We start from the raw sequence: 25,309 nt of genomic DNA, 5'->3' as shown, positions 1-25,309 counted from the left end.
GCTCTTCCTCGCGCTGCGCATGGTCACCGGCGCCGGCCGGACCGGCCTCGGGACCTCCCACGGCGCCGGGCTGCTGGCCGTCTTCGCGCTGACTGGGGCGGGGGCCGGCGCCGCCCCCCCGCGGGTGGGGGGCCCGCCCCACCCCCTTCTCCGTTCGCCGCGTCAGCGCCGCAGGCGGGCCCACGGGGTGAACGTGAACACCGCGCCGCCGAGCAGGATCACCGTGCCGGCGACCAGGGCGAGGGCGCGCAGGGCGCCGTCGTCCTCGGCGCCCGTCTCGGCGAGGCCGCCGCCGGAGCCGGCCGAGCCGGAGCCGCCGCCGGACGCCGCGTCACCGCCGCCCGACGCGCCGCCCTCCTGCTTGGTCGTGTCGAGCTCCAGCGATGCCTGGACGGCGCCCTTGACCTGGCAGGGGATCACGATCGGCGAGCCGCCGAGCGAGACGTTGATGGTCAGGGTGCCGGGGCTGAGCGTCGCCTTGCCGCTCGCGCCGGGCTTGTACGTGCCCTTCATGTCCGGCAGGTCGACCGGCTTGCCCTGCTCCAGCGGCGCGGCGTTCGCCGGGCCGTCGACCTTGACCGTGCCGCTGTCGGCGCCGCCGAGCTTGACCGCCATGGAGGGCTTGAGGGCCCCGGCGGGAAGCGGGGCGGGGCTGTTCATGACGCCCTTGGCGGTCTTGACCGTGAGGTCATAGCTCCCGCCGTTCTTCTTGGCGTTGATGGTCACCTTGGAGGTGATGTTCGCCGGGCCCGGCGACTGGCACGAGAACTGGACCGAGACCTCCTTGCCCGTGAAGTCGGTCTGCCCGCCGCCCCCTCCGGTGGTGCCTCCGGAGGCGGTACTTCCGCCGGCGGTGGTCCCTCCTGAAGTGGTGCCGCCCGACGTCGTACCGCCGGACGTCGTGCCGCCCGACGTCGTACCGCCGGACGTCGTGCCGCCCGACGTCGTACCGCCGGACGTCGTGCCGCCGGACGTCGTGCCGCCCGACGTGCTGCCGCCCCCGCCCTCCGACACCTTGATCGTCGCCCCGACGGCCACGGTCTCCTTCGGCGAACACTTCGTGTCCGTCGACATCGGCTTCGAGACGTTGATGTTGTACTTGTCCGGCGTCAGCGTGATCTCGCCCGCCTTCTCCAGCTTCAACTTGCCCTTCATGTCCGGCAGCACCATCGGGCTGTTCTTCGGGATCGGCGGGTTCTGCCGCGGGCCCTCCATGGTGAGCGTGCCGCTCGCCGCTCCGCCGACCTTGACGACGCCGGTCGGCTTCACCGTGTCCTTCTCCAGGTCGAGGATGTCGGGGTTCTTGGACGCGGCCTCGACCGTCTTCCAGACGACCTCGACCTCGTCGCCGACCTTCGCCTCCGCCGGTGCGGTGATCTGCACCTTCGTCGTGCCCTGTACCGGCGGGAGGCCGGAGATGGACGGCGGAATGCACTCGGTCTTGTACGCGACCTCGGCGGCCTGAGCGGGGCTGGCGGCCAGCATGATCCCCGCGCCGCCGAGCATCAGCGCGACTCCCGCCGCGCTCATCCTCCGTTGCGTGCTCACTGATGTCCCTTCGTCGTCGGGCTGATCTCTGACGGTGCGGACGGTGCGGAGTCCGGGGTGAACCACGGCAGGACCGTGGTCGTGCTGGTGGATTCGTCCCGCTCGGATGCGGGGCCGTTCTCGGGTGTACGCACAAGGGCGCGGCGACGGCGGTGTCCGGCGCGGGACCCGGCGGCGCCGCCCGGCCGGACGCGGTCCACGACCGCCATGCCGATCCGGAAGAGCGCGGCCGGGACGACCACGGCGAGCAGCAGCCAGAACAGCGTCACGCCCCAGGGCCGGCCGACCCCCCACGGCTGGTCGACCAGGATCTTGCCGGCGTACTTCACCGACACCTCGTAATCGCCGTGCGCGCCCGCCGACAGCTCGACGGGCAGCTTGATCTGGGCCTTTCTGCCGGGCTCGATCGTGCCGCGCCACTGCCGTTCCTCGTACTGCGGCGAGAAGACGCCATGGGCGGTGCCGACCTGGAAGACCGGGTCCTTGACGGGGGCCTGGCCGAGGTTGCCGACGGTGAAGACGACCTCGCGCCGGGCGGGTGCGCCGAACCAGACCAGGACGCCGCTGGAGCCTTCGAGGCGTACGGAGGCGAGGACGGCGAGCCGGCCGTCGCCGGTGGCCTCGGGCAGCGGGGCGGTCGGATGGCCGGCGACGGTGAAGGCGACGTCCACGACGTCCTGTTGTCCGGTGACCCCGGCCACGTGCACCACGCACGGGCAGGGCTTGGGCGGCTCGGCCACCGGCATCTTCTGGCTGAAGGCGCCCTTGGCGTCGACGGTGGCGGCCCGGCCGAGGGTGTTGGCGCAGGAGTTGGTGCCGCCGATGACGCCCTTGCCGGGCGCGGACTGACCGCACATCAGCAGCATGAGCAGCGCGCCTGGCTTCCACCCGGCGCCGCTCACGGTGATCTCGCCGCCCTTGCCGCCCTCGGTCTGCGACAGGTCGACGGTGGGCCCGGGCGCGGCGGACGCCCGGGCGGCGGGCAGCAGGGCGAGCGCGAGCGTGGCGAGGACCAGCCCCACGATCGCCATCGCCCGGCGCCGCGCCCCACGACCGGGGCCGGACGCGGCGCGCATGCCCGGCGCCCCGGACCCCGCCGCGAACAGAGCGCTCCCGCCCAGCCGCTCCGTACCGCTCGCACTCATCGGTCCGCTCCTGCCGTCGCGTCCACCAACTGGCCTTCCTCCACCGGGAGTCCGGTCCCTTCCGCCGCCGGGGCGGCCCGGTCGTCCCGGTCGCGGCGTCTTCGGGCCGCGAGGGCGGCCGCGCCCGCCGCCGCGAGCAGGACGCCCGCGCCGCCGGCGATCGCGCCGCCGGAGACGAAGACCCGCTCGGCGCGTGCCGTCGCCGCCGGGGCGCCCGGGGCCGTGGCCCGCAGGTGGAGCGTGATCGAGTCGAGCGCCGGCGGGTCGGGCCAGGGTTCGCTGCGGGTGATCCGCTCGCCGGGGCCGAGGGTGAGCGGCAGGGCCCGTGAAGGGCGGTCGACGACGGTGCCGTAGAGGCCCTCGGCGCGGAGGGACAGGCTCGGGGCGAGCACCGTGTTGCCGCGGTTGACCAGGGTGTAGTGCACGGTGCCCGAGCCGTCGAGCCGGACCTTCTCGATGGTGAGCGCCGCCAGGCTCGGCCCGCTCACCCGCAGATGCACCGGCACCCGCACCTCGCGCCCGCCCGCCTCCGCGCTCACCGTCCCCCGGTGCTCGCCGGGGACGGTGTCCGCCGTGACGGTCACGGCGAACGGCACGTCCGCCCGGGTACGCGCCGGCACCGTCACCGTCCGCGCGGCGAAGGCGAGCGGCGTGCCCTGCCCGCTGAGCCGTACCGTGAGCGGCTTCGGGCCGGGATTGGTCACGGAGAGGGTGTCCTCCAGGACGCTGCCGGCCGCGCCCTCCAGATAGACGTACGGCCGCCCTTCGGCCGCGCCCGCCGTCCACCCCGGCGGCGCGGGCGCCGCCGCCACCGCCCCGAGCAGCGCGGCGGCCGCGGTCGCCGTACCGGCCCACGCCCCCCGCATCAGCGTGCCGTGCGCCGGGTGAGCCAGAGCACGCCGGCCGCGCCGGTCAGCAGCACCGTGCCGCCGAGGGTGGCCAGCGCCGTCGCGGAGTCGAGCGGCCCGGTCTTCGGCAGCTCACCGCCGCTCGTGGACTGCGTCTCCCCCGAAGAGCCGCCGCCCGCGGCCGTCACGTCGAGCTCCAGCGACGGCGCGGGGTTGTTCTTCGGGGTACAGACGGCCGCGTCCATGCCGAGGGCGTGGACGGTGAGCACCCCCGCGGTGAAGGTGACCTTGCCGCTCTTCTTCGGCGTGTACGTGCCCGTCAACTGCCCGATCTTGATGGGGGTGTTGGGCGGGATGGCCGCCGTGTTCGGCGTGCCCTTGACCTTGATCGTGCCCGAGTCGGCGCCGCCGAGCTTCAGCTCGGCGCGCGGCGTCATGACGCCCTTGGGCAGTTCGATGGGGCTGTCGGAGACGCCCTTCTCGAAGGACATGGTGATCGTGTAGCCGCTGCCGCTCTTGACGGCCTTGATGTCGACGGGCGAGACCGCGCCCTTGGGCCCGATCTTCGTCTCGCAGGCGTAGTTCACGTCGACGACGGCGGCCTGCGCGGCGGGGGCGGAGGCCAGCACCGCCGAGCCCGCCGCCGCCGCTGCCAGCGCGAAAGCTGTTCTCCTCCGGTACGGCACCTCAAGCACCCCTCACCGCGAAGTTACTGACGGCTTATCAGATTGGGCGTCAAGGTACGCCTGGGGCGTTGTAGAGGGAAGACAAAGGGAGGACCGAAGTGCGCGCCCCTCGCCGGGCGCGCCACGGTCCTCGTACGAACGTGCTAGGCGGGAGCCGCCAGTTCGGCCCAGACCGTCTTGCCGGGGGCTCCGGGCCTGCGCTCGATCCCCCAGTCCAGGCAGAGCCGCTGCACGATGAACATGCCGTGCCCGCCGGGCCGCCCGGCCCGGTGCGGGGTGCGGGGTGCCGGCTGCCCGGCGCCCCGGTCGGCGACCTCGAGGCGCAGCACCTTGGCGCGGCGCAGCACGCGCAGCACCTCGGGGCCCTCGGCATGCAGACAGGCGTTGGTGACCAGCTCGGAGACGACCAGCAGGACGTCCTCGGCGGCGGCCCTGGCTTCGGCGGTGGCGGCCGGCAGCCAGCCCCAGTCGTAGAGCGCCGTCCTCGTGAAATCGCGGGCGAGCGGAACGGTGCCGCTGGTGGCGCCGAGCGCGAGCGTACGCACGTCGAGATCGACGGCGCCCACGACGGGGTCCACCGACTCCTCGATCTCCCTGCCACCGGCGGCAGTGTCCATCAGCGCTTCACCTCACCGATTCAACCGACTCAACGGAATCAACCGATTCACCAGACAACGGACGAAACCGGGGCTCTCCTGCCCGGTCTTTTCCTGACGACACCCGTCGCTCAGTCGGGCAGCGCCGCCGCGAGCGAGTCGTGCACGGTGAAGACGACGTCCGCACCGGTGATCTCGAAGACCCGGGCCACCGCCGGGCGCATTCCCGTCAGATGGACCCCGCCCCCTGCGGCGTCGGCCTTCAGCCGGGCCCCCAGGAGCACGTTGAGTCCGGTGGAGTCGCAGAAGTCGAGGCGTGAGCAGTCGACGACGAGCCGTGAACGCCCGGCGTCGAGGGCCCGGTCGAGTGGCGTACGCAACACGTCGGCCGTGTGGTGATCGAGCTCACCCACCGGGGTGAGGATCTCGGTCGCCCCCACGGTGCGGACCTCGACCCGCAGCCTCCCCGGCTGCGCGCTGCCGATGTTCTGGCGGTCCATGCCCGTGCCTCTTCTCGCTCTCGCGGATGCCGGTTGACGTGCCACGAACCATACAAGCGACGCGCTAAGGCTTGCACATGAACTCCACCACATAGTGGAGCAAACCCGACAATTGACACTTGCAACCATGCGTGTCGAGCAGGTAGGGCTAGTAGAGAACATTCGAAACGGCCGGCTTGGAGGCGCCGCAAACCGCAGCAGGAAGAAACGATGGAGGAGACCATGTCACCCCGGCTCGACGCCACGCGTACCCCCGACGCGCCGTCGGCAGAAACAACTCCGCCCCCCACCCTCAGCCTTCCCCGGCAGCTCCACGGAGACCCGACCGAGGACCTGCCCGAGATCGGGCCCCTCGACCAGGTCGACCCGATCGACGCCCGGGCGCTCTCGAAGACGCTGTTCGCCCGGCTCGACGCTCTCGAAGAGGGCACACACGAGTACGCGTACGTCCGCAACACCCTGGTCGAGCTCAACCTCGCCCTGGTCAAGTTCGCCGCCTCCCGGTTCCGCTCCCGCAGCGAGCCGATGGAGGACATCATCCAGGTCGGCACGATCGGTCTCATCAAGGCCATCGACCGCTTCGAACTGGCCCGCGGCGTCGAGTTCCCCACCTTCGCGATGCCGACGATCGTCGGCGAGATCAAGCGCTTCTTCCGCGACACCTCGTGGTCCGTGCGCGTCCCGCGCAGGCTCCAGGAACTCCGCCTCGACCTCGCCAAGGCCGGCGACGAGCTGTCCCAGCGGCTCGACCGCGCACCGACCGTCGGCGAACTCGCCGAGGAACTCGACCTGAGCCGCGACGAGGTCGTCGAGGGCATGGCCGCCAGCAACGCGTACACCGCCAGCTCGCTGGACGCCCAGCCCGACGAGGACGACGGCGAGGGCGCGCTCGCCGACCGGATCGGCTACGAGGACCACGGCATCGAGGGCATCGAGTACGTCGAGTCCCTCAGGCCGATGATCGCCTCGCTGCCGCCCCGCGACCGGCGCATCCTCTCCCTCCGCTTCGTCGCCGGTATGACCCAGTCGGAGATCGGCGAGGAGCTGGGCATCTCCCAGATGCACGTCTCCCGGCTGCTCTCCCGGACGCTGGGCAGGCTGCGCAAGGGGCTGACCCTGGAGGAGTGACCGACGCGCTCCCCGAATGACGTGTGGAAAGGGCCTGTTCTTCACCGGACGGGCCCTTCCGCGTTATTGACGGACCACCCGGAATGGGACACATTGAGCCCGGGGTTCAGGGGGGAATCGCATGGTTTCTGCGTACGCGGAACTGGAAGAGCGGATGCGTGGCAGGCTCGGGGGCAGAGAGTGCCTCCATGTGCCGTCGTGCCGCTTCGGGCTCTATCTGGCGCTGCGCCACTGGTGCAGACCCGGCGGACGCGTGCTGATGTCCCCGGTCAACGACGACGTCATCTTCTTCGTGGTCCTCGCCGCCGGACTGCGCCCCGTCCAGGCGCCGCTCGACCCGCGCGACGGCTCGATCGACACGGCCGCCGTGCCCGATTCCGTATGGCGCGGACTCTCCGCCGTCCTGACCACGAATCTGTACGGGAATCCCGACCCGGCGCCCGAACTGCGCGCCCGGTGCGACACGTTGGGGATCCCGCTCCTGGAGGACGCCGCCCACGCCATCGGCTCGGAGGTCGGCGGCCGGCCGGTCGGCACCTGGGGCGAGGCGTCCGTGTTCAGCCTCTCCAAGCACACCGGCGCCAAGACCGGCGGCTTCCTCGCCCTCGCGGACCCCTCCCTGCGCGCGGAACTGGCCGCCGCACGAGACGAGTTGCTGCACCCGTCCCGTACGACCGCCGAACTCGCCTACCTCGTACGGCCGTACGCGGAGGCGACCGTCCGCGGACTGCGCCTGGTCAAGGCCGCGCATGCCACGCTCCGGCTGCTGGGGCGGCAGGAGCGCGAGGAGATCCGGATGCCGCTGCGCGCCGGCGAGTTGAAGCAGGCCCTCGCCGCCGCGCCGGGGCTCGCGCCCTTCCACTCCTGGGTCCGCGTCGACATGCACGACTACCGCCTCGGCCCGGGGCCCGAGCGGCTGCGCCGCACCGGACGGCTCCTGGCCCGCCTCGACGCCACCCTCGCCGCCCACCGGGCCGGTACGGAGCGCCTCCTTGCGAGCGAGTGGGGCGCGGGCACGGAACCGGGCACGGTCCAGCCGCTCTTCCGGGTCCCGCTGCTCGTCGAGGACCGGGACGCGGCCATCGCCGCGCTCGCCCGCCGCCGGATCGTCACCGGCTATCTCTACGACCCGCCGCTCGACACCTACGCGGGCGAGGTGTTCACCGACCCCTCCCCCGCCCCGGAGCCGGCCGCCTGGTTCGCCCGCCACGCCCTGCCGGTGGACCCGCGGCGAGCGGGCGAGGTGATCGAGGTGCTGCGCACGGCGGGCGTCCGGCCGGTACGACCTCCGGCCGGCCCCGCCGCACCGGACGACGCGCGGTCGTGGCGCGGCGACCGTGGCTGAGGCGGTCCGGCTGCACAAGCCGGATGAGGAGGAACGGGACCAGGTGCCGTCGGAGGCCGACCCGCCCGAGTCCGGCTCCGGTGGGGACTCCATGTTCCGCAACGCGTACGCCCTCATGCTGTCCACGGGCGTCTCGGCGGCGCTCGGGCTCGGCTTCTGGCTGGTCGCCGCCCGCTACTACACCGAGGAGGCCGTCGGGCAGGGCTCCGCCGCCATCGCCGCGCAGCGGCTGCTCGCCTCGATCACCGCGACCACGATGATCGGCGCCGTCGTCCGCTACGTGCCCCGGGCCGGCCGGACCACCGGCCTGCTGGTCCGCAGGATCTATCTGGTCAGCTCGGTCGTCGTCGCGCTGGCCTGCGGGGTCTTCCTGCTCACCATCGACTGGTGGGGCCCCTCGTACGCGCCGCTCGGCACGCTCTCCGCCGGGCTCTTCTTCACCGCCTCCTGCGTCGGCTGGGCCCTGCTCACCCTCCAGGACGGGGTCCTCACCGGCCTCAGACGCGCCTTCTGGGTGCCCGTCGGCAACGCCGGCTTCTCCATCGGCAAACTGCTGCTGCTCGTCGCCTTCGCCACGACCATGCCGGTCCTCGGCGTCTTCGTCTCCTGGTCGGCGGCGATCGCCCTCTCCGTCGTCCCGCTCGGCTGGCTCGTCTTCCGCCGGCTCATCCCCCGGCAGGCCCGCGCCGACCGCGACCGCGAGCCGCCCGCCATGGGCGAGATCGGCCGCTTCATGGCCGGGGACTCCGTCGGCGCGCTGTTCAGCCTCGCCATGATCAACCTGCTGCCGGTGATGGTCGCCGTCCGCTTCGACGCCGCCCACAACGCGTTCTTCTACACCGCGTACACCGTCGGCGGCACGATGGAGTTCATGGCCATCAACATGGCCTCCTCGCTCACCGCGCACGCCTCGCACAGCCCGGAGTCACTCGCCGAGGGAGTCCGCGGCGCGCTGCGGCGCATGGCGCTGCTGCTCGTCCCCGTCGTCCTCGTGCTCGTCGTCTTCGCCCCGCAGATCCTCTCCCCGTTCGGCGCGGACTACGCCGACCACGGGACGATGGTGCTGCGGCTCCTCGCCGCCGCCGCGCTCCCCCGCGTCGCCGTCGAGCTGTACATCGGCGTGCTGCGCGTCCAGGGGCGCACCGGCGCGCTCGCCGTCCTCCAGGGCGCGATGTGCGTCCTGGTCCTCGGCAGCGCGGCCCTGCTCCTCGGCCCGATCGGGATCTCCGGCGCCGGACTCGCCATGCTCGGTTCGATGACGCTGATGGCGGCGGCCTCCGCGCCCGGCCTGCGGTCCGCGCTGAAGGGCGGCCGCAAGGAGGTCGAGTACGGCACGAACTGGGCCCGGCGAGCCGCCGAACAGGGCGGTTACGAGGCGGAGTGGACGCGCGGGGGCGCCGCGGCGGACACGGTGACGCCGGCCTTCGGGCTGCCGGTGTACGTACCGCGTCCGGAGCGCGAGCCGGAGCGCGCTCCGGACCCCGGGGCCTCGGGGGACGACGGGCCGGCGACCTGGCTGTGGCTGCTCCTCGGCCTTGCCACCGGCCTCTTCTGGATCCCGCTCGCCCGCGCGGGCAGCCTCGGCCTGGACCATCTGTCCGGTACGCGGCTGATCGGCGCGCTGCCCCCGGTCACGCTCACGGCGGGCATCCTGCTGATCGTGCTGCACGTGGCCGTGGTGTCGCTGCGCCGGATCCGTCCGCTGCTCGCCGCGACGATCCTGCTCGCCACCTTCCTCGCCCTGCACACCGCGCCGCCGCTGCTCGGCATCCGCCCGGACCCGGCGACGGGTCCCGGCGTGGGCCTGGTCCCGGACCCCGCGCTGCCGGTGCTGCCGATCGCGGCCCAGGGGCTGTGCCTGCTGCTCGTGGCGGTGCTGCTGCGGGTCCTCGGCGCCGGGGGGCGGACCACGGTCTGCGCGGTCTGGGTGCTGGTCTGGGCGGGCTGGGCGGGCCAGCACGCCTTCGCGGCGGCCCCGCTGCCCGTCCTGCTGGGGCTGTGCGGGGCCACCATGGCGGCGGTCGCGGTGCGCGGGCTCAGGCGCCGCTGACCGCGAGCCGCACCACCCCGGAGCCGGCCGGGCTCCGGGGCGCCGGCTCCGGGCGGCCGGGTTCGCTAGCCCGCCGCGGGGAACACGAAGAAGCCGGCGTCCGTGGAGAAGTAGCCGTAGCCGGACTGCTTGGCGGACAGCGGGACGTTGTCCGCGGGCAGGTCCTTCACGAGGACCTTCTTCGTGCGGGCGTCGACCGCGAGCACGGTGTCGTCGCTCTCCTCCGTCGTGCCGTACAGCACGCCGCCGTTCGGGGAGAAGCGCAGCGGCGTCATCGCCTTCTCGCCCTCCTTCTGCGCCCAGACCTCCGTGCCGTCCGCGAGCTGCCACACGGTGGAGCCACGCTCGGTGGCCGCCGCGGCGAGCTGGTGGTCGGGGGAGAAGACCGACGAACCCTCGGTGTTGATCGTGTCGCCGGGGAAGTCCTCGTAGGCGTACCTCGTGGAGCCGCCGATCTGCTTGCCGCTCGCCAGGTCGTACGTCGCCGTGACCCATGTGTCGGTCAGGAAGGCACCGGCACCCCACGCGGTGAGGATCCGGCCGTCGCGGACGTCGAGGACGCGGATGCCGCCGCTGGTCCGCACGCCCTCGTCGTCGAGCTCCACGCCCTTGGGCGGGGTGACGTCCGCGCTGCTCCAGACCTTCTTGCCGGTGGCGAGGTCGGACATCACGAGCTCTTCCGGATCCGTCTCGTACGTGGATCCGTTGTTCACGTGGAAGGTGTACTTGCCGGTGATCAGCGGAGCGTGGCCCTGGCCACCGTCGATGTCCTTGTTGCGGGGGTCGAACGAGCAGCTCGCCTCGAGCCCGCCACAGGTGATCTTGCGGGGCTGCCCGCCGCCGATCGGCGTGAGCTGGAGGGTCGCCTGGTCCGCCTGCTCGATCAGGTGGCCCTCGTGGACGTGGAAGGGGGTGTCGCCCTTGTGCTCGGCCTTGCCCAGCTCGGCGCCGTCGCTTCCGTAGACGGTGATCGTGGTGGTGGTGCCCTCCGCGCTCAGCCCGTCGGACTCCGTCGTGCTGCTGGTGCGCACCTCGAACGCCGGCACGCCCTCGCGCCAGGTCGTGGCGGCGACACGGTCGGCCGTCACCTTGAGGGTCTTCCGCACGGCTCCGGTCTTCACATCGCGGAACTCCAGGTCGACGGGCTCCGGTTGCTCGGTGGAGTGGAGGAGGCCCGTCGTGCCGTCGAGCGGATCGTCCTTGTAGCCCCCGCCCGCCGCGTACTCGCCCGTGCCGGTCTTGACGAAGAGGAAGGCGTCGCCGAGGTCGATCGCGTCGGCGCGCGGCAGGCTCCACGCCTGCTTGTCGGCCAGCCCGGGTATCGCGGGGCCTGCGTAGACCGGGCCCTCGGCCTTCGGGGCGCCCTTCGGCGCCTCCGAGCCGCCCTTCTCCGGGGCCTTGCCGGCTTCCGGGCCGTCGGAGGGACCGCAGCCCGCGACGAGCCCGAGCGACAGGACGAGACCTGCCGCCATCACTGTGTACTTGTTCATGTCCCCGTTGCTTTCCGCCTGTTACGCATGAGTGGGGTGATGCGGCGGACCGCTCCGCGTGATCACCAGGCAGAAGCATAGGCTCCGCTAATGGCGTGGGACGCGCTGCCTGAAGTACGGATCCAGGCCCGCCGCCTTGTATCCCTCAAGCGCGGGGCCGGAGTTGACGGTCAGGTCACAGTTCGGCCCCGGCACGGGCCGGTTCCAGTGGACGTACGCCCGGACCTTCGGCAGCTTCGGGGCAACCTCGGGGATCTCCTCGTACCACTCGCGCTGACGCTCGGGCCGGCGCGGATCGGGTGCGGTCGCGAACTCCGACAGCATGACGGGTTTGTTCGCGGAGATGTTCTCGCGCAGCCACTCGTAGCTCGGCCGCTGACTCGCCTCGAAGTCCAGCCAGTCGGGCGACTTGTGGCACTGGTAGTAGTTGTACTGGTCCATGCCGATCCAGTCGACGTACGCGTCCCCGGGGTAGAGCGCCCTCATCTGCTCCTTGTGGTCGAGATAGCCGGAGACGGTCCACACCCACACCACGTTGCGCACCCCCAGCTTCTCGAAGCGGTCGCGCAGATGTCGGTAGGCGGCGACGTACTCGGCCGGGGTGCCGGCCCCCTCCTTGATGCGGAAGTCGGTCTCCTGGTCGAAGGAGAAGAAGACCCGCTTGCCGTACGCCTTGATGCGCCGCGCCTGCGGGTCGATGATCGACTCGTCGTACATCCCGGAGGCGATGTTCTTCCAACCGAGCTGGTTCTCACTCCAGTTGGCGTGGTGCTTCTCCTTCCAGACGGTGGACTCCCAGGCCAGCATCAGCAGCCGTTCGCGGCCCAGCTCCTGCTCGTCGGGGGTGAGGAGTTCGCCGTCGACCGGCTTCCCCGACATGTCGTGGTACGTGTAGACGAGGTCGAGCTTGCGCCCGATCTTCTTCTCGAAGGCGTACACCGGCCGGGTGAGCGAGCTGTCGTCGTCGTACGGGATGTAGGCGCCCCACCAGGCTCCGCAGGGCAGGACGAGGTCGGCGTCGGGGGCGCAGCGGTCGTCGCCGTCGGTGTTGGTGGCCCAGACGCCAATCCCGGCGGCGAGCGCGGCGACGGCGGCGAGGGCGATCGCGGTGTGGGCCCGTCGCTGCGGCTCGGCATGGCGTCCGCTCATCGCCCGCCACCGGGCTTTCGTTTGGCCCGGGCGCGGCTGCTCTCGCGCTCGGCCGCGCCGCGCGTGGCGGCGGGCAGCGGCACGCCGGGCAGGGCGGTGACGACGGTCACGAAGGCGGCGAGGGCGATCAGGAACGCGGCCGTGGAGAAGGCCTCGACCAGGAACAGCGAGGTCGCGGCGAGGGCAGCGAGCGAGAGGCTGACGGGCGCGGCGAGCGCCAGCGCCTCGAGCCGGGCCCCCGGCCGCAGTCCGCCCGGCTGCGGGTGGAGCAGCGCGAGGCCGGGCGCGAGGGCCACGAAGGCGAGGACGGGGATCCAGCGCAGCGGGGAGCCGCCCGGCAGCGCGGTCGCACCGAGCGCGAGCCACCCGGAGGCCGCCAGGGCCACTCTGAGCTGGAGGTGGGCGTGGACCATGGCGTACTCCTGGTGCTCGGGTGCGGTCGGTCAGGAAGCGGTGGACGGCGGCCGGTACTCCAGGACGAGCCCGTGTTCGCTCTCCTCCACGACGTGGAAGAGCGGGGAGCGCTTGAGGTCCTCGCGCAGGGTCCGGAAGCTGCCGGGCGGCAGATAGCCCTCGCCGATGACGGCCTTCTCCTGGGTCGGGGTGAGGACGACGAAAGCGGGGCGGCCCTCGGGGATGCCCCGGGCGAGATAGCCCGCCGGGTCCTTCAGCATCTTCAGGTTCTCCGGCACTTCCTGCTCGGTGAAGAACCAGCGCTCGTAGTGGTCGTAGCGGTAGTAGGCGCCCGGGAAGGAGCCGGTGGTGGCGAGGATCAGCGCACCGTCCGGCGCCCGGTCGTAGGCGCGCCGGGTGAGGGCGAGTTCGGCCGGCGGGGCGTAGTGCATCCCCTCCTTGCCGTAGTAGGAGGGGAGGAAGCCGGCCAGCAGTGCGGTGACGGCGAGCGGCAGCGCGACGGCGGCGGTACGGCGCGCCCACACGGCCTTCCTGCCGACGGCGCCCGCCGCGGGGACGAGGGCGGCCGCGGCGAAGAACGCGGTGCCCGGCAGCCCGAAGAGATAGACGCGGAAGAGCATTTCGCCGCCGTAGTCGTTGACGGCGAACATGGGCACGGGTGCGGCGGCGGCGAGCAGCAGCGGCAGGGCGCTGCGGACGAGTCTGCGGCGCAGCAGGACGGCCGTGCCGGCGAGCGCGGCGAGCGCGAGCACCATCAGGATGTTGGCCGTGCCGACCAGTTCCGGGCCGGGTCCGGTCGGTTCTCCCGCGTATCCGGCGCGGGAGTTGGAGAGCAGGTCGCCGGCCGAGTCCTTGAGGGTGCTCATGGTCTCCAGGAAGAGCACCCGGCCCATGGTGAGGTCCCAGGCCAGCATGATGAGGCCGGTGACGACGAGCAGCCCGATGTTGCGGTAGCGGCGGGTGAGGCAGAGCGCGAACAGGGTGGCGCAGAGCATCACCGGGGTGAGCTGGTGCGAGGCGTTGATGGTCGCGATGAGCGGGGCGATGATCAGGACGCAGATCGCGCGCTGCTTGAGCGTGGTGGGCGGCGGGACCCCGGCGGCGGCCGGGTCGAGCGTGGTGCGGTCGCGCAGCCGTCCCGCCGAGCCGGGCCGGACGAAGTGCCGGACGACGACGGCGAAGACGGTCAGATAGAGCAGGTACGAGAAGCCCTGCGGGGAGAGGTAGTCCTGGCCGACCCAGTTGGCCAGCTGGAAGATCCACACCCCGGTCCACACCAGCCGCCAGTCGTCGCTGAAGGTGCGGTAGATCAGCAGCAGGACGGGGAGGGTGAGCAGGCCGAGGACGACCGGTGCCCAGTTGATGAACGAGGCCGCCGAATCCACGCCGAAGGCCCGTACGAGCGCCGCGTCGAGCGAGAAGAACCCGGGCCACTGGTCGTAGGCCGACATGCCGCCGGACAGCTCGCGCTGCGGATACACCGTGCCCTCGACGAGCAGCCGGCTGATCACGGCGTCGTGCTTGGACGCCCAGGCGTAGCGCACGGAGTCGTAGAGGACGGCCGGCGGCGCCTTGAGCGCCACGAGCATGGCGACGCTGTAGGTCGCCGGCCACCACGGCGCGGTCCCGGCCCGCCGGAGCGTGACCAGGAAGCCGCAGGTCAGGACGGTGAGGCAGGCGTAGTACGCGAGCGGGAACCGGTCGAGGAGCCCGTAGTCGGCGATGTCGCGGAAGCCGATCCGGGGCAGTGCGTACAGCCAGAGCGCGGCGGCCACGACCAGCGGCAGCACGCTGAAGACGGTCTGCGGGGTCGGGAGGGAGCGCGAACGGGCCGGCTCCGCATCGGGCCGGCGGGCATCGGGAGGCGACGGCATGCTGCTTCCAGCGGCCGGTGCGGACACACGTTGCTGCACGGTGGCACTCCCCCCACGAACCCCACGAACTGTCCACTTCAGCGAAGTATAGGAACGGACTTCGCCTTTGTACGTGTATTCAACTCCCTTACCCGATAAGGGAATTGACGATCACCATCAGCCCGCGAACTCCGGCCCCTTGAGCAGCGCGCGGGCCCTGCGGTACATCCGCCAGCCGACCGTCGGCAGCGAGTCCGGATACGGCGCGGCCTTGGCTCCGCGCCCCTCCATCCAGTTCTCGACGTCGGCGACGGTGTGGCCGCGGCGCAGGATCAGCCGGGCGATCCGGTACGGCTCGTCGGACTCCGAGCTGAGGGCGTGCCGGACGGCGACGGCCGAGACGTATCCGGCGGCTGCGGCGGCCCGGCGCACGGCCGGGCTGTTGTAGCCGTGCGGGTAGGCCAGGTGGCGGACCTCGTGCCCGAGCACGTCCTCCAGGACGGCCTTGGACTCGCGCAGCTCGCGCCGGAGGTCCCCCGGACCCAGGGTGTCGAGCTGGGGGTGCGTGACCGTGTGGCCGCCGACCTCCATCCCGTACTGCTCGAGGCGCGGCGCCTGGCCCAGCGTCATCATCGGCGCGGGCGGCAGCAGACACGCCCGGCCCGGGGTGATCGCCCCGGTGGTCAGATACGCGGTGGCGGGCAGGTCGCGCGCGGCGAGCGCCTCGGCGGTCGGGCCCGGCAGATCGGCGAAGCCGTCGTCGAAGGTGAGGACGACGGGCCGGGGCGGCAGCGGGGCGCGGCGGGCGAAGTGGTCGGCGAGCGTTCCGACGGTGACGGGGGTGCGTCCGCTGTCGACGATCGCGTCGAGCTGGGCCCCGAACTCCTTCGGCGTGACCGTGAATTCGGCGATCCAGGCGGGCGGGTCGTCCATGACCGCGTGGTAGAGGAGGACGGGGATCCGGGTGTGGGCGGGCGCGCTCATCTCGCGCCTCGCATCCGGAGACGGGCCTTGGCATAGCCGATCGGTCCGTAGATCATTCCGCGTCGCTCCAGTCGGGAGAGGCTGCGAGGCCAAGGATGGGTGGGGACGCCGTGCTCGCCGGGGGCGGCGTGGTCGTCGGGGGCGGCGTGGTCGTCGGCGCTGCGGGCGTCGGCGGCTTCTCGGTGGGCGGTCATGTTCTTCGCGTACACCAGCCCGCGGGGCAGCCGGGCGAGGAGCGCGGGCAGCAGCGACGGCCTGCGCACGAGGGTGGCGGTGAGGTACGCGGTGAGGCCGGCGCCGTAGCCGTACGCCTGGTTCCGCAGGTCCTGCCAGGTCTCGCGGTGGTGGTGCCACACCAGGGCATCGGCGGTGTAGCGGAGCCGGAACCCGGCGGAGAGGACGGCGACGAAGGCGTACAGGTCGTCCCCGCCACGGGCGGCCGTGCCGGTGCCGGTGGCCGGGTCGAAACCGCCGACGGCCTCCAGCGCCCGGGCCCGGAAGGCCATGTTGGCGCCGGAACCGAAGCTGCCCGCGGTGAACGGGAAGAGCGGCTCGTCGGCGGGCGGGCGCAGCGGGTCGTACAGCCGGGGCGCGAAGCCCTTGGCGAAGCCGCCGTGGGATTCGAGGAGGATCTGGGCCGGGGTGCGCAGCCGGGCGGGCAGGATGAGGCCGGTGACGCAGCCGAGCCGCGGATCGGCAGCGAAGGGCGCGGTCAGGGCGGTCAGCCAGTGCGGATCGGCGACGACGTCGTCGTCGGTGAAGGCGACGATCTCCCCGCGGGCGTGGGCGAGTCCGGTGTTGTGGGCGACGGCGAGTCCGGGTGTGTCCTCGCGGACGTACCGGACGCGGTCGGCGTACTTCCGGGTGACGAGCTCCTCGGTCTCCCGGGTGGTGGGCGCGTTGTCCACGACGAGAAGCTCGTGGTCGGGATGGTCCTGGTCGAGGAGGGAGTCGAGGGCGCGGGCGAGCTGGTCGGCGCGCTCGCGGGTGGCGACGACGACGGTGGTGCGCGGCGGTACGGCTTCGGGCGCTTCGGGCTGCCTCGGTACGTCGTCGTGGTGGGCGAGCCGGGGCCGGGCGAGCGCGGCCAGCACCTCGGCGGCGTCGCCGCCTTCGGGGACGTGCCCGAGCACGGTGGCTGCGGGCCGGCCGCGGAGGCGTACGAGCGCGTAGACGTCACCGGCGACGGCGGGCGGGCCGCCGGGGGCGGGCCGGAAGGAGAGGACGGGTCCGTCGGGCGAGCCGAGATCGAGGTCGGCGACGGAGAGGGCCTGCGTGCGGTTCATTCCTGTTCCCCCGCGGAGGTGGGCGGACGGCTCGATGGATCGGCGTGGGCTGCTCGGCGGCCTACGGCTGCCGGCTATCCACCGGGCCGCAGGCGGGCGAGCCGGTTGAGGGTGCGGCGGCCCCGCGCGGCGAGCGCCGGCCGGTTCCGTACGAAGCTGTGGGCGCGGCGGGACGGCTCGCGGGAGAGCCAGTAGAGCCCGGCGCGTATCCCCGTGCGGACCACCGACCCTTCGTACACGGTCAGTTCGCCGGTCTTCAGGGCGTCCTTGTACTCGGCGGCTCCCCGGCCGAGGTCGAGCATCCCGATCCCGGCCGCCGCGGCGGCCTCCGCCATCCGCAGATGAAGGATCAGTCCGGGCGAGTACTTGGCGAACTCGGGGTCGTAGGAGGGGAACCAGCAGGAGAGCACCGTGCGGGACCGCAGCCCGAAGTGCGCGGCGACGGCCCGGTCGCCGGCGTACAGCACGGACAGGACACCGGAGCACTCGGGCGTGCGCAGCTCGTGCAGCCGCCGGACCAGGGTGTTGATCCACTCCTTGGCGAAGCGGTCGCGGCGGCCGGTCCTGCGGTACTGGGCGGACTTCCACTCCATGAGGGTGCGCAGGGCGTCCGGGTCGCGCTCGTCGAAGACGAACCGGGTGGCGCCCGCCTGCCGCCCGAGCCTGCGCTCCTTGGCGAGCGTGGTCTTGAGGAACTTCGGCGACTGGGCGCGCAGCACGGCCTCGTAGGCGGCGTAGCCCTCACCGACGTCGATGACGGGTGAGGCGAGCGCCTCGGCGGCGGCTCCCTCGAACGTCGGCTGCGCGGCCTCCAGATTGTCGAACTCCCAGGCGGAGAGCCCGCAGACGCGCAGCAGCGCGCGGGCCGACGGCCTCAGGCCGGGCCGCAGGACGGCGCCCTGGCAGTCGGAGACCCCGAGCCCGATGGCCCGGCCGTGCCCGAACGGCCCTTTCTCGTACGGGAAGAAGCCGACGGGCTCGCCGTCCTCCCACCACACGGCCACCCGCGCCCGGGGCCGCACGGCGGCGACGGCCCGGGTGAACTCCGGCCCCATGAAGGGATTGTCGGGCGCGCCGGACTTCCCCCGCAGCTCACGCCACGCGTCGGTCTCGCGCGCGGTCAGTTCCCCCGGTGCCACGATCTTCAGACTGGTGACGGCCTGCGTACGAGATCGCATCCGGCCGACCTGCGTGCGGACAGCACTTTTACGGACAGCGCTCAACTCTCCGACCCCCCGGTCTTCCCCCCTGAGTCCTGCCGGTACAGGACGGTACCGGTCGAAAACCCTCCGGGACAGGGCTACTCGGCCTTTCTGTGACCGATCCGTGAAGGAGTGTGCAGGAGGGTAATTGGTGGTGATCAAGAGACCAATGGGGCATGTCAGCCGAGGACTTGAGAGGTCTCCGGGGCGGGACTCCGCGTCACCCGGGCAACGCTAGGGTGCGTGCATGCTGATAGGTACGGGACGGTCGGCGGACGTGTTCACGCTGGACGACGAGTGGGTGCTGCGCCGCTACCGGGACGGCGCGGACGCGGCGCACGAGGCCGCGACCATGGAGCACCTGGCCGGCCACGGCTATCCGGTGCCGCGGGTCCGTTCGGTATCGGGCCCGGAGCTCGTCATGCGCCGGCTGACCGGCCCTTCGCTGCTGGACGCCCTGCTCGCGGGCACGGTCACGCCCGAGTCGGCGGCGACGGTCCTGGCCGGCCTTCTGCACCGCCTCCACACCGTCCCGTCCCCGGCGTCGGCCCCGCTGCTCCACCTCGACCTGCACCCGGGCAACGTGATGCTGACGCCCGAGGGTCCGTTCGTGATCGACTGGTGCACGGCGGAGGCGGGCGATCCGGCGCTGGACTGGGCGATGTCGGCCCTCATCCTGGCGGAGGTCGCGGTGACGCCGGTCCCGTACGCCGAGGGCGCGCGGGCGGGCCTGGCGACCCTGCTGTCCCTCGCGGACGCGGGCCCCCTGCCGCTGGCGAGAGCCCTGGAGCGCCGGGCGCTGGACCCGCACCTGGACGAGGCCGAACGCGCCCGCCTGGACGAGGCGGTGGCGCTGGTGGCGGCGCTGGAGATCAGTCCAGCGTCTGGATGACCTCGCTGCGGGTGGAGGTGTGCACGACACGGGCATGCGCCCCGTTGACGAGGGGCAGGTACGGCGCGACGTGGCCGCACTCGACGTCGGCGATGATCGGCACGTTCAGGGAGCCGAGGGCGTCCATGACCGCTTCGTGCTGGGTGAGCGAGGGGGCGTCGGGCGCGGACGTCCGGCCGACGAGAACGGCGTTCGCGCGGTCGAAGAAGCCGGCCAGCCGCATCCCGTGCAGGTACCGGCAGATACTGAGGGCTTCGTCGCCGCATGCCTCGACATAGACGACGAGCCCTTCCGGGGCGTACTCCCGGGCGAAGGCCGAGACGTCGAGATACGGCGTACCGGCGGCGTTGCACACGGTCTCGATGCAGCCCCCGATCAGGCGTCCCTCGACGTCCACCTCACCGCTGCCGTCCAGACGGGTCCAGCCGCCGGGCGTGTCGAGGGCGAACTCGCTCGCCTCGGGGTGCAGTTGCCAGTCGTCCCAACCGGAGGAGCGGTGCCGGCCGGGCGGAATCTGCGTGAACGGCCGCCCCTGCGGAGCGGCGGCGATGTCGAGCCACGAGAGCAGCCCCTCGGGCGCCCGGTACGGGGTGTCCATGAGGTTGTTGCCGTGCAGGGTCGCCACCCCGGTGAGGAGGGTCAGCGGCGTCATGAGGGTCGACATGTCCGAGTACCCGACGAGCCAGGTCGGCTCGGCGTCCCGCAGCTGCTGCCAGTCGAGCAGAGGCAGCAGATCGATCGCGGTCTCCCCGCCCCACGGCGGCACGACGGCCCTGATGTCGGGATCGGTCAGCATCCCCATCAACTCGCCCGCCCGCTGGGCGGCCGGCGCACTCACATGCCCGGCACCGTCCATACAGGCCCCGACGACGACCTCGTACCCCCGCGCCTCCACGTGCCGAACGGCCACGTCCAGGCGCTTGCTCAGCTCCTTCGAGACTCCACTCGAAGGGGAGGTGACACCGATACGGTCACCGGGGCGGAGGGGGCGCGGGTATCGAACAGCCATGCGCCGGATTCTGGCATGTCACCGCGGCGGCGCGACATCGAGTTCTGATGCACCGACACCCCGGGCTTCAGCTGTGCGCCCGGCGGTCGCGCTCACGAGCCTCGCGGGAATCCTGCAGCCACTGAAGGGTGTCCAAGACGTCGAAAAGGCCGTCAGACCTGACGACCCGACGTGCGGGGTCGTCCCCGCGATCGGTGTCACCGGACGTCGTCGCACAGTACCCGCCAGCCGTGGCGATGCGTCGCCGCATGACCGCTCTGTGGCCCGCCGCAGGCCTCCGGGGCCACTCCGGGATGCGGTTTCCACGACCCGGCTCGGGGCGAACCGGCGTTCCACGACATCCCGTTGAAAGAACGAGGGAAAGAACCACTTCCGCCCAAACCCGACAGCTCACACCTTCGGGTGACAAGGTGGCAGAACGACTGGTCGGCACGGTACGGTCACGCCAACTTGCATATGCCACAAAAGATTTCGGCCCCCGGCGGGACTGGCATCCCGGTCGAGGGCCTGATCACCCAGGAAGAGAGAGACCTTCCCTGTGACTGCGACGCAGTTTAGTACGCGCACGGCCTCGCGCGCCGGTGTGACCCACGTACGTCACCATCACGACGAGAAGTTCACCGTCGTGGGCAACCATCTCGCCCAGCACAAGGACCTGTCCGCCTGCGCCATCGGCATCGGTGTGTACATCCAGTCGCTGCCCGACGGAGCCCTCGTCGGCATCAAGATCCTCGCGCTCCGCTTCCGGGAGGGCGAGTCGCGGATCGCCAGGGCGCTGCGGGAGCTGGAGGCCGCCGGATACCTGAAGCGGCAGGTGGTGCGGGGGAAGGACGCCAAGCTGGCCACGATCACGACCTGGTACGAGAACCCGCACCCGGTCGACCTGGTCAAGCGTGCCCGGCCTGCTCGCCGTGAGCTCCGACCGGTGCCTGAGCCGGTGCCGGTCGTTCCCGAGCTCACCGAGGAGTTGCGGCCCGCTGCAGGCCTACTCGCAGGCCTACGACAGCGCGAGCCACGGCTGCTGCTCTCCGAGAACGACGTGCGACGTCTCGCACTCGACGTCCAGCGGTGGCTGGAGCGTGGCCTCACCCCCGCCGCCGTCACCCGGACCCTCGCCGCTGGGCTCCCCACCGGCACCATCCGCTGGCCCGCCAGACTCGTCGCCCACCGCCTCCGCGAGTGGCTCCCGCCGGAACTGCCTCCCGTGCCGGAGGCCCCGACGATCCTGCCGCTGCGGAACTGCGACCGCTGCGACCGCGCTTTCCGTGGCACTGACGAGGAGTTCTGCCCCGGCTGCGCCAGGGGACCCGGTTCAGATCACCTGGCAGCAGCCGTCTTGGAGTAGGGCGCCCGCCGGCCGGCCCGGGCGGGCTCAGACCGCGCGGGCTCCCCGGCGCCAGACCTCGGTCACCAGGGGGACGCCCGGGCGGTAGGCCAGGTGGACGTGGGACGGGGCGTCCAGGATCGTCAGGTCGGCGGTGGCGCCCGGGGAGAGGCGGCCGACGTCCGTGCGGCGGAGGGCCTTTGCGCCGCCCGCCGTGGCCGACCAGACCGCTTCGTCCGGGGTCATGCCCATGTCCCGTACCGCGAGCGCGATGCAGAACGGTACCGACGAGGTGAAGGACGAGCCGGGGTTGCAGTCCGTCGACAGGGCCACCGTCGCGCCCGCGTCCAGGAGGCGGCGAGCGTTCGGCCACTCGGCGCGGGTGGAGAACTCCGCGCCCGGGAGGAGCGTGGCGACCGTGTTGCCCGAAGCCAGGGCGTCCACGTCTTCGTCCGTCAGGTGCGTGCAGTGGTCGGCGCTCGCCGCGTCCAGTTCCACCGCGAGCTGGACGCCGGGGCCGTACGAGAGCTGGTTCGCATGCACCCGCGGGTGCAGGCCCTTCGCCATGCCGGCCGTGAGGATCGCCCGCGCCTGGTCGCCGTCGAAGGCGCCCTTCTCGCAGAACACGTCCACCCAACGGGCGTACGGCGCACACGCGTCGAGCATCTCGCCGGTCACCAGGGCGACGTACGCGGCCGGGTCGTCGGCGTAGTCCGGGGAGACGATGTGGGCGCCCAGGTAGGTGACCTCGTCCGTGTGCGCGGCCGCGATGCGCAGCGCGCGGGCCTCGTCCTCGACCGTGAGGCCGTAGCCCGACTTGGTCTCGAAGGTGGTCGTGCCCTGGGTGAGCGCCTCGCGCATGTAGCGGGCGACGTTCGCCGACAGGGCCTCGTCGGTGGCCGCGCGCGTCGCCGCCACCGTCGTGCGGATGCCGCCCGCCGCGTACGCCTGGCCGGACATCCGCGCGTTGAACTCCGCCGTGCGGTCACCCGCGAAGACGAGGTGCGAGTGGGAGTCCACGAAGCCGGGGATCACCGCCCGTCCCCCGGCGTCGACCCGGTTGTCAGTGGCCGGTGCTTTGCTGGATTCACCGACCCAGACCACGCGGTCGCCGTCCATGACGACGGCCGCGTCCTGGATCAGGCCGAGAGGGGTTCCATCACCGAGAGAGGGGTCGTTGGTGACCAGACTGGCGATGTTGACGATGGCGGTGGCCGCCGTGGCCACGGCGCTGTTCGCGCTCGTGGGGGCGGAGCTCGCCGCTGTGCTGTTCGTCGCCGCGGGGCCCGTGTTCATGGTGAGAGGTGTCTCCTTCAGCCGCTTCAGCCGCGCAGTGCGGCGATCGATTCCGCGAGGGCCCGGGGCACGTCCGGCACGGACTGGTGGACCCCGTCCCGTACGACATGGCGGCCGCCCACGACCGTGTGCCGCACGTCCGCGGCCGACGCTGCGAATACCGCCGTCTCGGCTGCCAGACGCGGCACCGGTCCCGCTGTCCTGACCGAGTCCAGGGCGATCGTCGTGAAGTCGGCGAGCGCTCCCGGCTCCAGGGTGCCCGCCTCGCCCCAGCCCAGCGACGCGTGACCGTCGGCGGTCGCGGCCCGCAGCAGGGCCGCCGCCGTCCAGTGGCCGCGCGTGCGGGAGCGGAGGCGCTCGTTCAGCTCCATCGCCCGGGCCTCCTCCAGGAGGTCGATCACGGCGTGACTGTCGCTGCCCAGCGAGAGCGGGGAGCCCGCGCGCTGGAGGGCGACGGCCGGGCCGATGCCGTCGGCGAGGTCGCGTTCGGTGGTCGGGCACATGCAGGTGCCGGTCGTGGAGGAGCCGATGAGCGCGATGTCCGCGTCCGTGAGGTGGGTGTTGTGGACACCGGTCGTCAGCGGCCCGAGCACCCCGTGGTCCGCGAGGAGCTGCGTGGGGGTGCGGCCGTGGGCCGCGAGGCAGGCGTCGTTCTCGGCCGTCTGCTCCGAGAGGTGGACGTGCAGCGGAGCGCCCCGCTCGCGCGCCCAGTCCGCCACGGTCGACAGCTGGTCGGCCGGGACCGCCCGTACGGAGTGGATCGCCGCCCCGATCCGGACGCCGTCCGCGCCCTCGCGCTCCTTGAGCAGCGAGACGCGCTCCGCCCAGGCGTCGGCCGTGCCGTCGGAGAAGCGGAGCTGGTGCTGGTCGGGCTCGGCGCCGAAGCCGGCGGAGAGGTAGGCCGTGTCGAGGAGGGTGATCCGGATGCCGGCCTCGGCCGCGGCCTCGATCAGCGCCTCGCCCATCGCGTTGGGGTCGGCGTAGGGGGTGCCGCCCGGCGCGTGGTGCAGGTAGTGGAACTCGCCGACCGCGGTGATCCCGGCGAGCGCCATCTCGGCGTACACCGCCCTCGCGAGGGCGTGGTACGTCTCCGGGGTCAGCCGGGACGCCACCTGGTACATCACCTCGCGCCACGTCCAGAACGTGCCGGAGCCCACCTGGACCGTGGAGCGCAGGGCGCGGTGGAAGGCGTGCGAGTGGGCGTTGGCGAGCCCGGGGATCGTCAGTCCGCGCAGGACGACGGCGCCGGGGGGCGGGGTCTCCAGACCCGTGCGTACGGCCGTGATGCGACCGTCGGTCACGGCGAGTGCCACGCCCGGCTCGACGTTCGTGTCGAGCCAGGCGTACTCCAGCCAGTACGTCACCTGCACGCGAGCCCCTCCAGTACGTCGGCGAGTGCGAGGACCCCGGCGACACAGTCGTCCTCGGCCGCGAATTCGGCCGGGGAGTGCGAGACGCCCGTGGGGTTCCGTACGAACAGCATGGCGGTCGGGATCGATTCGGACAAAATACCCGCGTCGTGTCCCGCGCCCGTACCGAGGACCGGGGTCTTCTCCCCCAGGACGGAGGCGATCTCGTCCCGCAGCGCGTGGGCGAACTCCACGACCGGCGTGAAGGACTCCCGGACGACCGTGAGATCGATGCCGTGCCGGTCGGCGTAGTCGCGGGCGGCGGTCTCGACGCCCGCGATGACCGTGTCCAGGGCGCCCTGGTCGGCGGCGCGCGCGTCGAGCCAGCCGCGGACGAGGGAGGGGATGGCGTTGACGCCGTTCGGCTCGACCGCGATCTTGCCGAAGGTGGCGACGGCGCCCGCGAGTTCGGCCTCGCGGCGGGCTGCGAGGACGGTCTCGGCGTAGGTGAGCATCGGGTCGCGGCGGTCGACGAGCCGGGTGGTGCCCGCGTGGTTGGCCTCGCCGGCGAAGTCGTACCGCCAGCGGCCGTGCGGCCAGATCGCGGAGGCGATGCCGACGGAGTCGCCGCTCAGGTCCAGCGCGCGGCCCTGTTCGACGTGGAGCTCGACGAAGGCGCCGATGCGGGCGAGCCGCTCCGGGTCGGGGCCGATGGCTTCGGGGTCGTACCCCGCCGCCTCCATCGCCTGCGGGAGGCTGATGCCGTCGCCGTCGCGGAGCTCGTACGCCTGCTCCTTCGTCAGCCGGCCGGCGGTGAGACGGGAGCCGACGCAGGCGAGTCCGAAGCGGGCGCCCTCCTCGTCACCGAAGTTGGTGATCGCGAGGGGTCGCTTGAACACGACGCCACGGGAGCGCAGTTCGTCGAGCGCGGCGAAGGAGGAGACGACGCCGAGCGGGCCGTCGAAGGCTCCGCCGTCGGGTACGGAGTCCAGGTGCGAGCCGGTGACGACCGCGTCCCCGGCCGCCGGGTCGCCGAGCCAGGCCCACTGGTTGCCGTTGCGGTCGACCTCGTAGTTCAGCCGGCGGGCCTCCGCCTGCATCTGGAACCAGAGCCGGCAGTCGGCGTCGGCGGCGGTCCAGGCGTAGCGGCGGTAGCCGCCGGAGGCGGCGGGGGGGGGGCGGGGGCGCCCCCCCCCCCCCCAACGGGGGGGGCGC

22 protein-coding genes are annotated in these 25,309 nt (G+C 72.5%); 5 read left to right on the top strand and 17 right to left on the bottom strand.

Going from position 1 to position 25,309, the window contains the following annotated elements:
• Window positions 1–162 precede the first annotated feature (162 nt).
• From ACFVZW_RS22195 to ACFVZW_RS22170, 6 genes are all read right to left on the bottom strand, one after another.
• Window positions 163–1,530: a hypothetical protein gene (locus ACFVZW_RS22195; RefSeq protein WP_384523795.1), complete on the bottom strand. Its 1,368-nt coding sequence runs from the start codon at window positions 1,528–1,530 to the stop codon at window positions 163–165.
• A gap of 14 nt (window positions 1,531–1,544) precedes the next feature.
• Complete coding sequence (locus tag ACFVZW_RS22190) at window positions 1,545–2,624, bottom strand: hypothetical protein (protein ID WP_384523801.1); 1,080 nt, start codon at window positions 2,622–2,624, stop codon at window positions 1,545–1,547.
• Between the two features lie 65 nt (window positions 2,625–2,689).
• On the bottom strand, window positions 2,690–3,559 hold the full coding sequence (locus ACFVZW_RS22185; RefSeq protein ID WP_384523793.1) for a hypothetical protein: 870 nt from the start codon (window positions 3,557–3,559) through the stop codon (window positions 2,690–2,692).
• Entirely contained in the window at window positions 3,559–4,227 is a 669-nt protein-coding gene (locus ACFVZW_RS22180) for a peptidase (RefSeq protein ID WP_384523791.1), read from the bottom strand. Before ACFVZW_RS22180 ends, ACFVZW_RS22185 begins: the two co-directional genes overlap by 1 nt.
• 143 nt (window positions 4,228–4,370) lie before the next feature.
• The gene (locus ACFVZW_RS22175; RefSeq protein WP_384523789.1) at window positions 4,371–4,844 is read right to left on the bottom strand and encodes an ATP-binding protein; all 474 of its coding nucleotides are present in this window, start codon (window positions 4,842–4,844) and stop codon (window positions 4,371–4,373) included.
• 110 nt (window positions 4,845–4,954) lie between these two features.
• Entirely contained in the window at window positions 4,955–5,323 is a 369-nt protein-coding gene (locus ACFVZW_RS22170) for an STAS domain-containing protein (protein ID WP_384523787.1), read from the bottom strand.
• A gap of 210 nt (window positions 5,324–5,533) precedes the next feature.
• Here ACFVZW_RS22170 and ACFVZW_RS22165 point away from each other — a divergent pair, with 210 nt between their 5' ends.
• The 3 genes from ACFVZW_RS22165 to ACFVZW_RS22155 all read left to right on the top strand — a co-directional run bounded on the left by ACFVZW_RS22165 (window position 5,534) and on the right by ACFVZW_RS22155 (window position 9,846).
• On the top strand, window positions 5,534–6,451 hold the full coding sequence (locus ACFVZW_RS22165; RefSeq protein ID WP_384523785.1) for an RNA polymerase sigma factor SigF: 918 nt from the start codon (window positions 5,534–5,536) through the stop codon (window positions 6,449–6,451).
• A gap of 121 nt (window positions 6,452–6,572) precedes the next feature.
• A complete protein-coding gene (locus ACFVZW_RS22160) occupies window positions 6,573–7,796 on the top strand; it encodes a DegT/DnrJ/EryC1/StrS family aminotransferase (RefSeq protein WP_384523783.1) in 1,224 nt (407 codons plus the stop codon).
• Window positions 7,789–9,846: a lipopolysaccharide biosynthesis protein gene (locus tag ACFVZW_RS22155; protein ID WP_384523781.1), complete on the top strand. Its 2,058-nt coding sequence runs from the start codon at window positions 7,789–7,791 to the stop codon at window positions 9,844–9,846. The genes ACFVZW_RS22160 and ACFVZW_RS22155 overlap by 8 nt, the downstream gene beginning before the upstream one ends.
• 65 nt (window positions 9,847–9,911) lie before the next feature.
• Here ACFVZW_RS22155 and ACFVZW_RS22150 read toward each other — a convergent pair whose 3' ends face one another.
• The 7 genes from ACFVZW_RS22150 to ACFVZW_RS22120 all read right to left on the bottom strand — a co-directional run bounded on the left by ACFVZW_RS22150 (window position 9,912) and on the right by ACFVZW_RS22120 (window position 18,200).
• Complete coding sequence (locus ACFVZW_RS22150) at window positions 9,912–11,336, bottom strand: hypothetical protein (RefSeq protein ID WP_384523779.1); 1,425 nt, start codon at window positions 11,334–11,336, stop codon at window positions 9,912–9,914.
• Between the two features lie 87 nt (window positions 11,337–11,423).
• Window positions 11,424–12,485, bottom strand: a complete 1,062-nt coding sequence (locus tag ACFVZW_RS22145; RefSeq protein ID WP_384523777.1) for a glycoside hydrolase family 26 protein — start codon at window positions 12,483–12,485, stop codon at window positions 11,424–11,426.
• Window positions 12,482–12,898, bottom strand: coding sequence for a hypothetical protein (locus ACFVZW_RS22140; protein ID WP_384523775.1), 417 nt, complete (start codon window positions 12,896–12,898; stop codon window positions 12,482–12,484). Before ACFVZW_RS22140 ends, ACFVZW_RS22145 begins: the two co-directional genes overlap by 4 nt.
• A gap of 30 nt (window positions 12,899–12,928) precedes the next feature.
• Window positions 12,929–14,773, bottom strand: a complete 1,845-nt coding sequence (locus ACFVZW_RS22135) for a hypothetical protein (protein WP_384523773.1) — start codon at window positions 14,771–14,773, stop codon at window positions 12,929–12,931.
• A gap of 156 nt (window positions 14,774–14,929) precedes the next feature.
• Window positions 14,930–15,736 (bottom strand): polysaccharide deacetylase family protein, encoded by an 807-nt coding sequence (locus ACFVZW_RS22130; protein ID WP_384523771.1) that lies wholly within the window; start codon window positions 15,734–15,736, stop codon window positions 14,930–14,932.
• Entirely contained in the window at window positions 15,733–17,022 is a 1,290-nt protein-coding gene (locus ACFVZW_RS22125; protein ID WP_384523769.1) for a glycosyltransferase, read from the bottom strand. The genes ACFVZW_RS22130 and ACFVZW_RS22125 overlap by 4 nt, the downstream gene beginning before the upstream one ends.
• Before the next feature lie 74 nt (window positions 17,023–17,096).
• Complete coding sequence (locus ACFVZW_RS22120) at window positions 17,097–18,200, bottom strand: GNAT family N-acetyltransferase (protein ID WP_384523768.1); 1,104 nt, start codon at window positions 18,198–18,200, stop codon at window positions 17,097–17,099.
• 271 nt (window positions 18,201–18,471) lie between these two features.
• On the opposite strand from ACFVZW_RS22120, the gene ACFVZW_RS22115 reads away from it, so the two are divergent.
• A complete protein-coding gene (locus ACFVZW_RS22115) occupies window positions 18,472–19,116 on the top strand; it encodes a phosphotransferase (RefSeq protein ID WP_384523766.1) in 645 nt (214 codons plus the stop codon).
• On the opposite strand, the gene ACFVZW_RS22110 is transcribed toward ACFVZW_RS22115, so the two are convergent.
• On the bottom strand, window positions 19,097–20,125 hold the full coding sequence (locus ACFVZW_RS22110; RefSeq protein WP_384523764.1) for a S66 peptidase family protein: 1,029 nt from the start codon (window positions 20,123–20,125) through the stop codon (window positions 19,097–19,099). The genes ACFVZW_RS22115 and ACFVZW_RS22110 overlap by 20 nt on opposite strands.
• A gap of 583 nt (window positions 20,126–20,708) precedes the next feature.
• On the opposite strand from ACFVZW_RS22110, the gene ACFVZW_RS22105 reads away from it, so the two are divergent.
• Window positions 20,709–21,470, top strand: a complete 762-nt coding sequence (locus ACFVZW_RS22105; RefSeq protein WP_384523762.1) for a helix-turn-helix domain-containing protein — start codon at window positions 20,709–20,711, stop codon at window positions 21,468–21,470.
• Window positions 21,471–21,497: 27 nt separating this feature from the next.
• On the opposite strand, the gene hutI is transcribed toward ACFVZW_RS22105, so the two are convergent.
• The 3 genes from hutI to ACFVZW_RS22090 all read right to left on the bottom strand — a co-directional run.
• Window positions 21,498–22,745, bottom strand: a complete 1,248-nt coding sequence (hutI, locus tag ACFVZW_RS22100; RefSeq protein WP_384523760.1) for an imidazolonepropionase — start codon at window positions 22,743–22,745, stop codon at window positions 21,498–21,500.
• A 26-nt stretch (window positions 22,746–22,771) separates the two neighbouring features.
• Window positions 22,772–24,115 (bottom strand): formimidoylglutamate deiminase, encoded by a 1,344-nt coding sequence (locus ACFVZW_RS22095; RefSeq protein ID WP_384523758.1) that lies wholly within the window; start codon window positions 24,113–24,115, stop codon window positions 22,772–22,774.
• Window positions 24,106–25,309: allantoate amidohydrolase (locus ACFVZW_RS22090; RefSeq protein WP_384523756.1), on the bottom strand; the 1,204-nt coding region annotated here is incomplete at its 5' end. The genes ACFVZW_RS22090 and ACFVZW_RS22095, both read right to left, overlap by 10 nt.

It is taken from the genome of Streptomyces sp. NPDC059567, from assembly GCF_042735655.1.
Classification (GTDB): Bacteria; Actinomycetota; Actinomycetes; order Streptomycetales; family Streptomycetaceae; genus Streptomyces.
Note: the sequence above shows the minus strand (reverse complement) of the source record. Positions and strands in the feature narration are given on the sequence as shown.

Excerpts from the sequence above, each read along its gene's own strand:
- ACFVZW_RS22135 (WP_384523773.1), bottom strand. The coding sequence starts at position 14,773 with ATGCCGTCGCCTCCCGATGCCCGCCGGCCCGATGCGGAGCCGGCCCGT.
- ACFVZW_RS22125 (WP_384523769.1), bottom strand. The coding sequence starts at position 17,022 with ATGAACCGCACGCAGGCCCTCTCCGTCGCCGACCTCGATCTCGGCTCG.
- ACFVZW_RS22110 (WP_384523764.1), bottom strand. The coding sequence starts at position 20,125 with ATGGCTGTTCGATACCCGCGCCCCCTCCGCCCCGGTGACCGTATCGGT.
- ACFVZW_RS22185 (WP_384523793.1), bottom strand. The coding sequence starts at position 3,559 with ATGCGGGGGGCGTGGGCCGGTACGGCGACCGCGGCCGCCGCGCTGCTC.
- ACFVZW_RS22140 (WP_384523775.1), bottom strand. The coding sequence starts at position 12,898 with ATGGTCCACGCCCACCTCCAGCTCAGAGTGGCCCTGGCGGCCTCCGGG.
- ACFVZW_RS22175 (WP_384523789.1), bottom strand. The coding sequence starts at position 4,844 with ATGGACACTGCCGCCGGTGGCAGGGAGATCGAGGAGTCGGTGGACCCC.
- ACFVZW_RS22160 (WP_384523783.1), top strand. The coding sequence starts at position 6,573 with ATGGTTTCTGCGTACGCGGAACTGGAAGAGCGGATGCGTGGCAGGCTC.
- ACFVZW_RS22195 (WP_384523795.1), bottom strand. The coding sequence starts at position 1,530 with ATGAGCGCGGCGGGAGTCGCGCTGATGCTCGGCGGCGCGGGGATCATG.
- ACFVZW_RS22130 (WP_384523771.1), bottom strand. The coding sequence starts at position 15,736 with ATGAGCGCGCCCGCCCACACCCGGATCCCCGTCCTCCTCTACCACGCG.
- ACFVZW_RS22165 (WP_384523785.1), top strand. The coding sequence starts at position 5,534 with ATGGAGGAGACCATGTCACCCCGGCTCGACGCCACGCGTACCCCCGAC.
- ACFVZW_RS22190 (WP_384523801.1), bottom strand. The coding sequence starts at position 2,624 with ATGCGCGCCGCGTCCGGCCCCGGTCGTGGGGCGCGGCGCCGGGCGATG.
- ACFVZW_RS22115 (WP_384523766.1), top strand. The coding sequence starts at position 18,472 with ATGCTGATAGGTACGGGACGGTCGGCGGACGTGTTCACGCTGGACGAC.
- ACFVZW_RS22170 (WP_384523787.1), bottom strand. The coding sequence starts at position 5,323 with ATGGACCGCCAGAACATCGGCAGCGCGCAGCCGGGGAGGCTGCGGGTC.
- hutI (WP_384523760.1), bottom strand. The coding sequence starts at position 22,745 with ATGAACACGGGCCCCGCGGCGACGAACAGCACAGCGGCGAGCTCCGCC.
- ACFVZW_RS22145 (WP_384523777.1), bottom strand. The coding sequence starts at position 12,485 with ATGAGCGGACGCCATGCCGAGCCGCAGCGACGGGCCCACACCGCGATC.
- ACFVZW_RS22120 (WP_384523768.1), bottom strand. The coding sequence starts at position 18,200 with ATGCGATCTCGTACGCAGGCCGTCACCAGTCTGAAGATCGTGGCACCG.
- ACFVZW_RS22150 (WP_384523779.1), bottom strand. The coding sequence starts at position 11,336 with ATGAACAAGTACACAGTGATGGCGGCAGGTCTCGTCCTGTCGCTCGGG.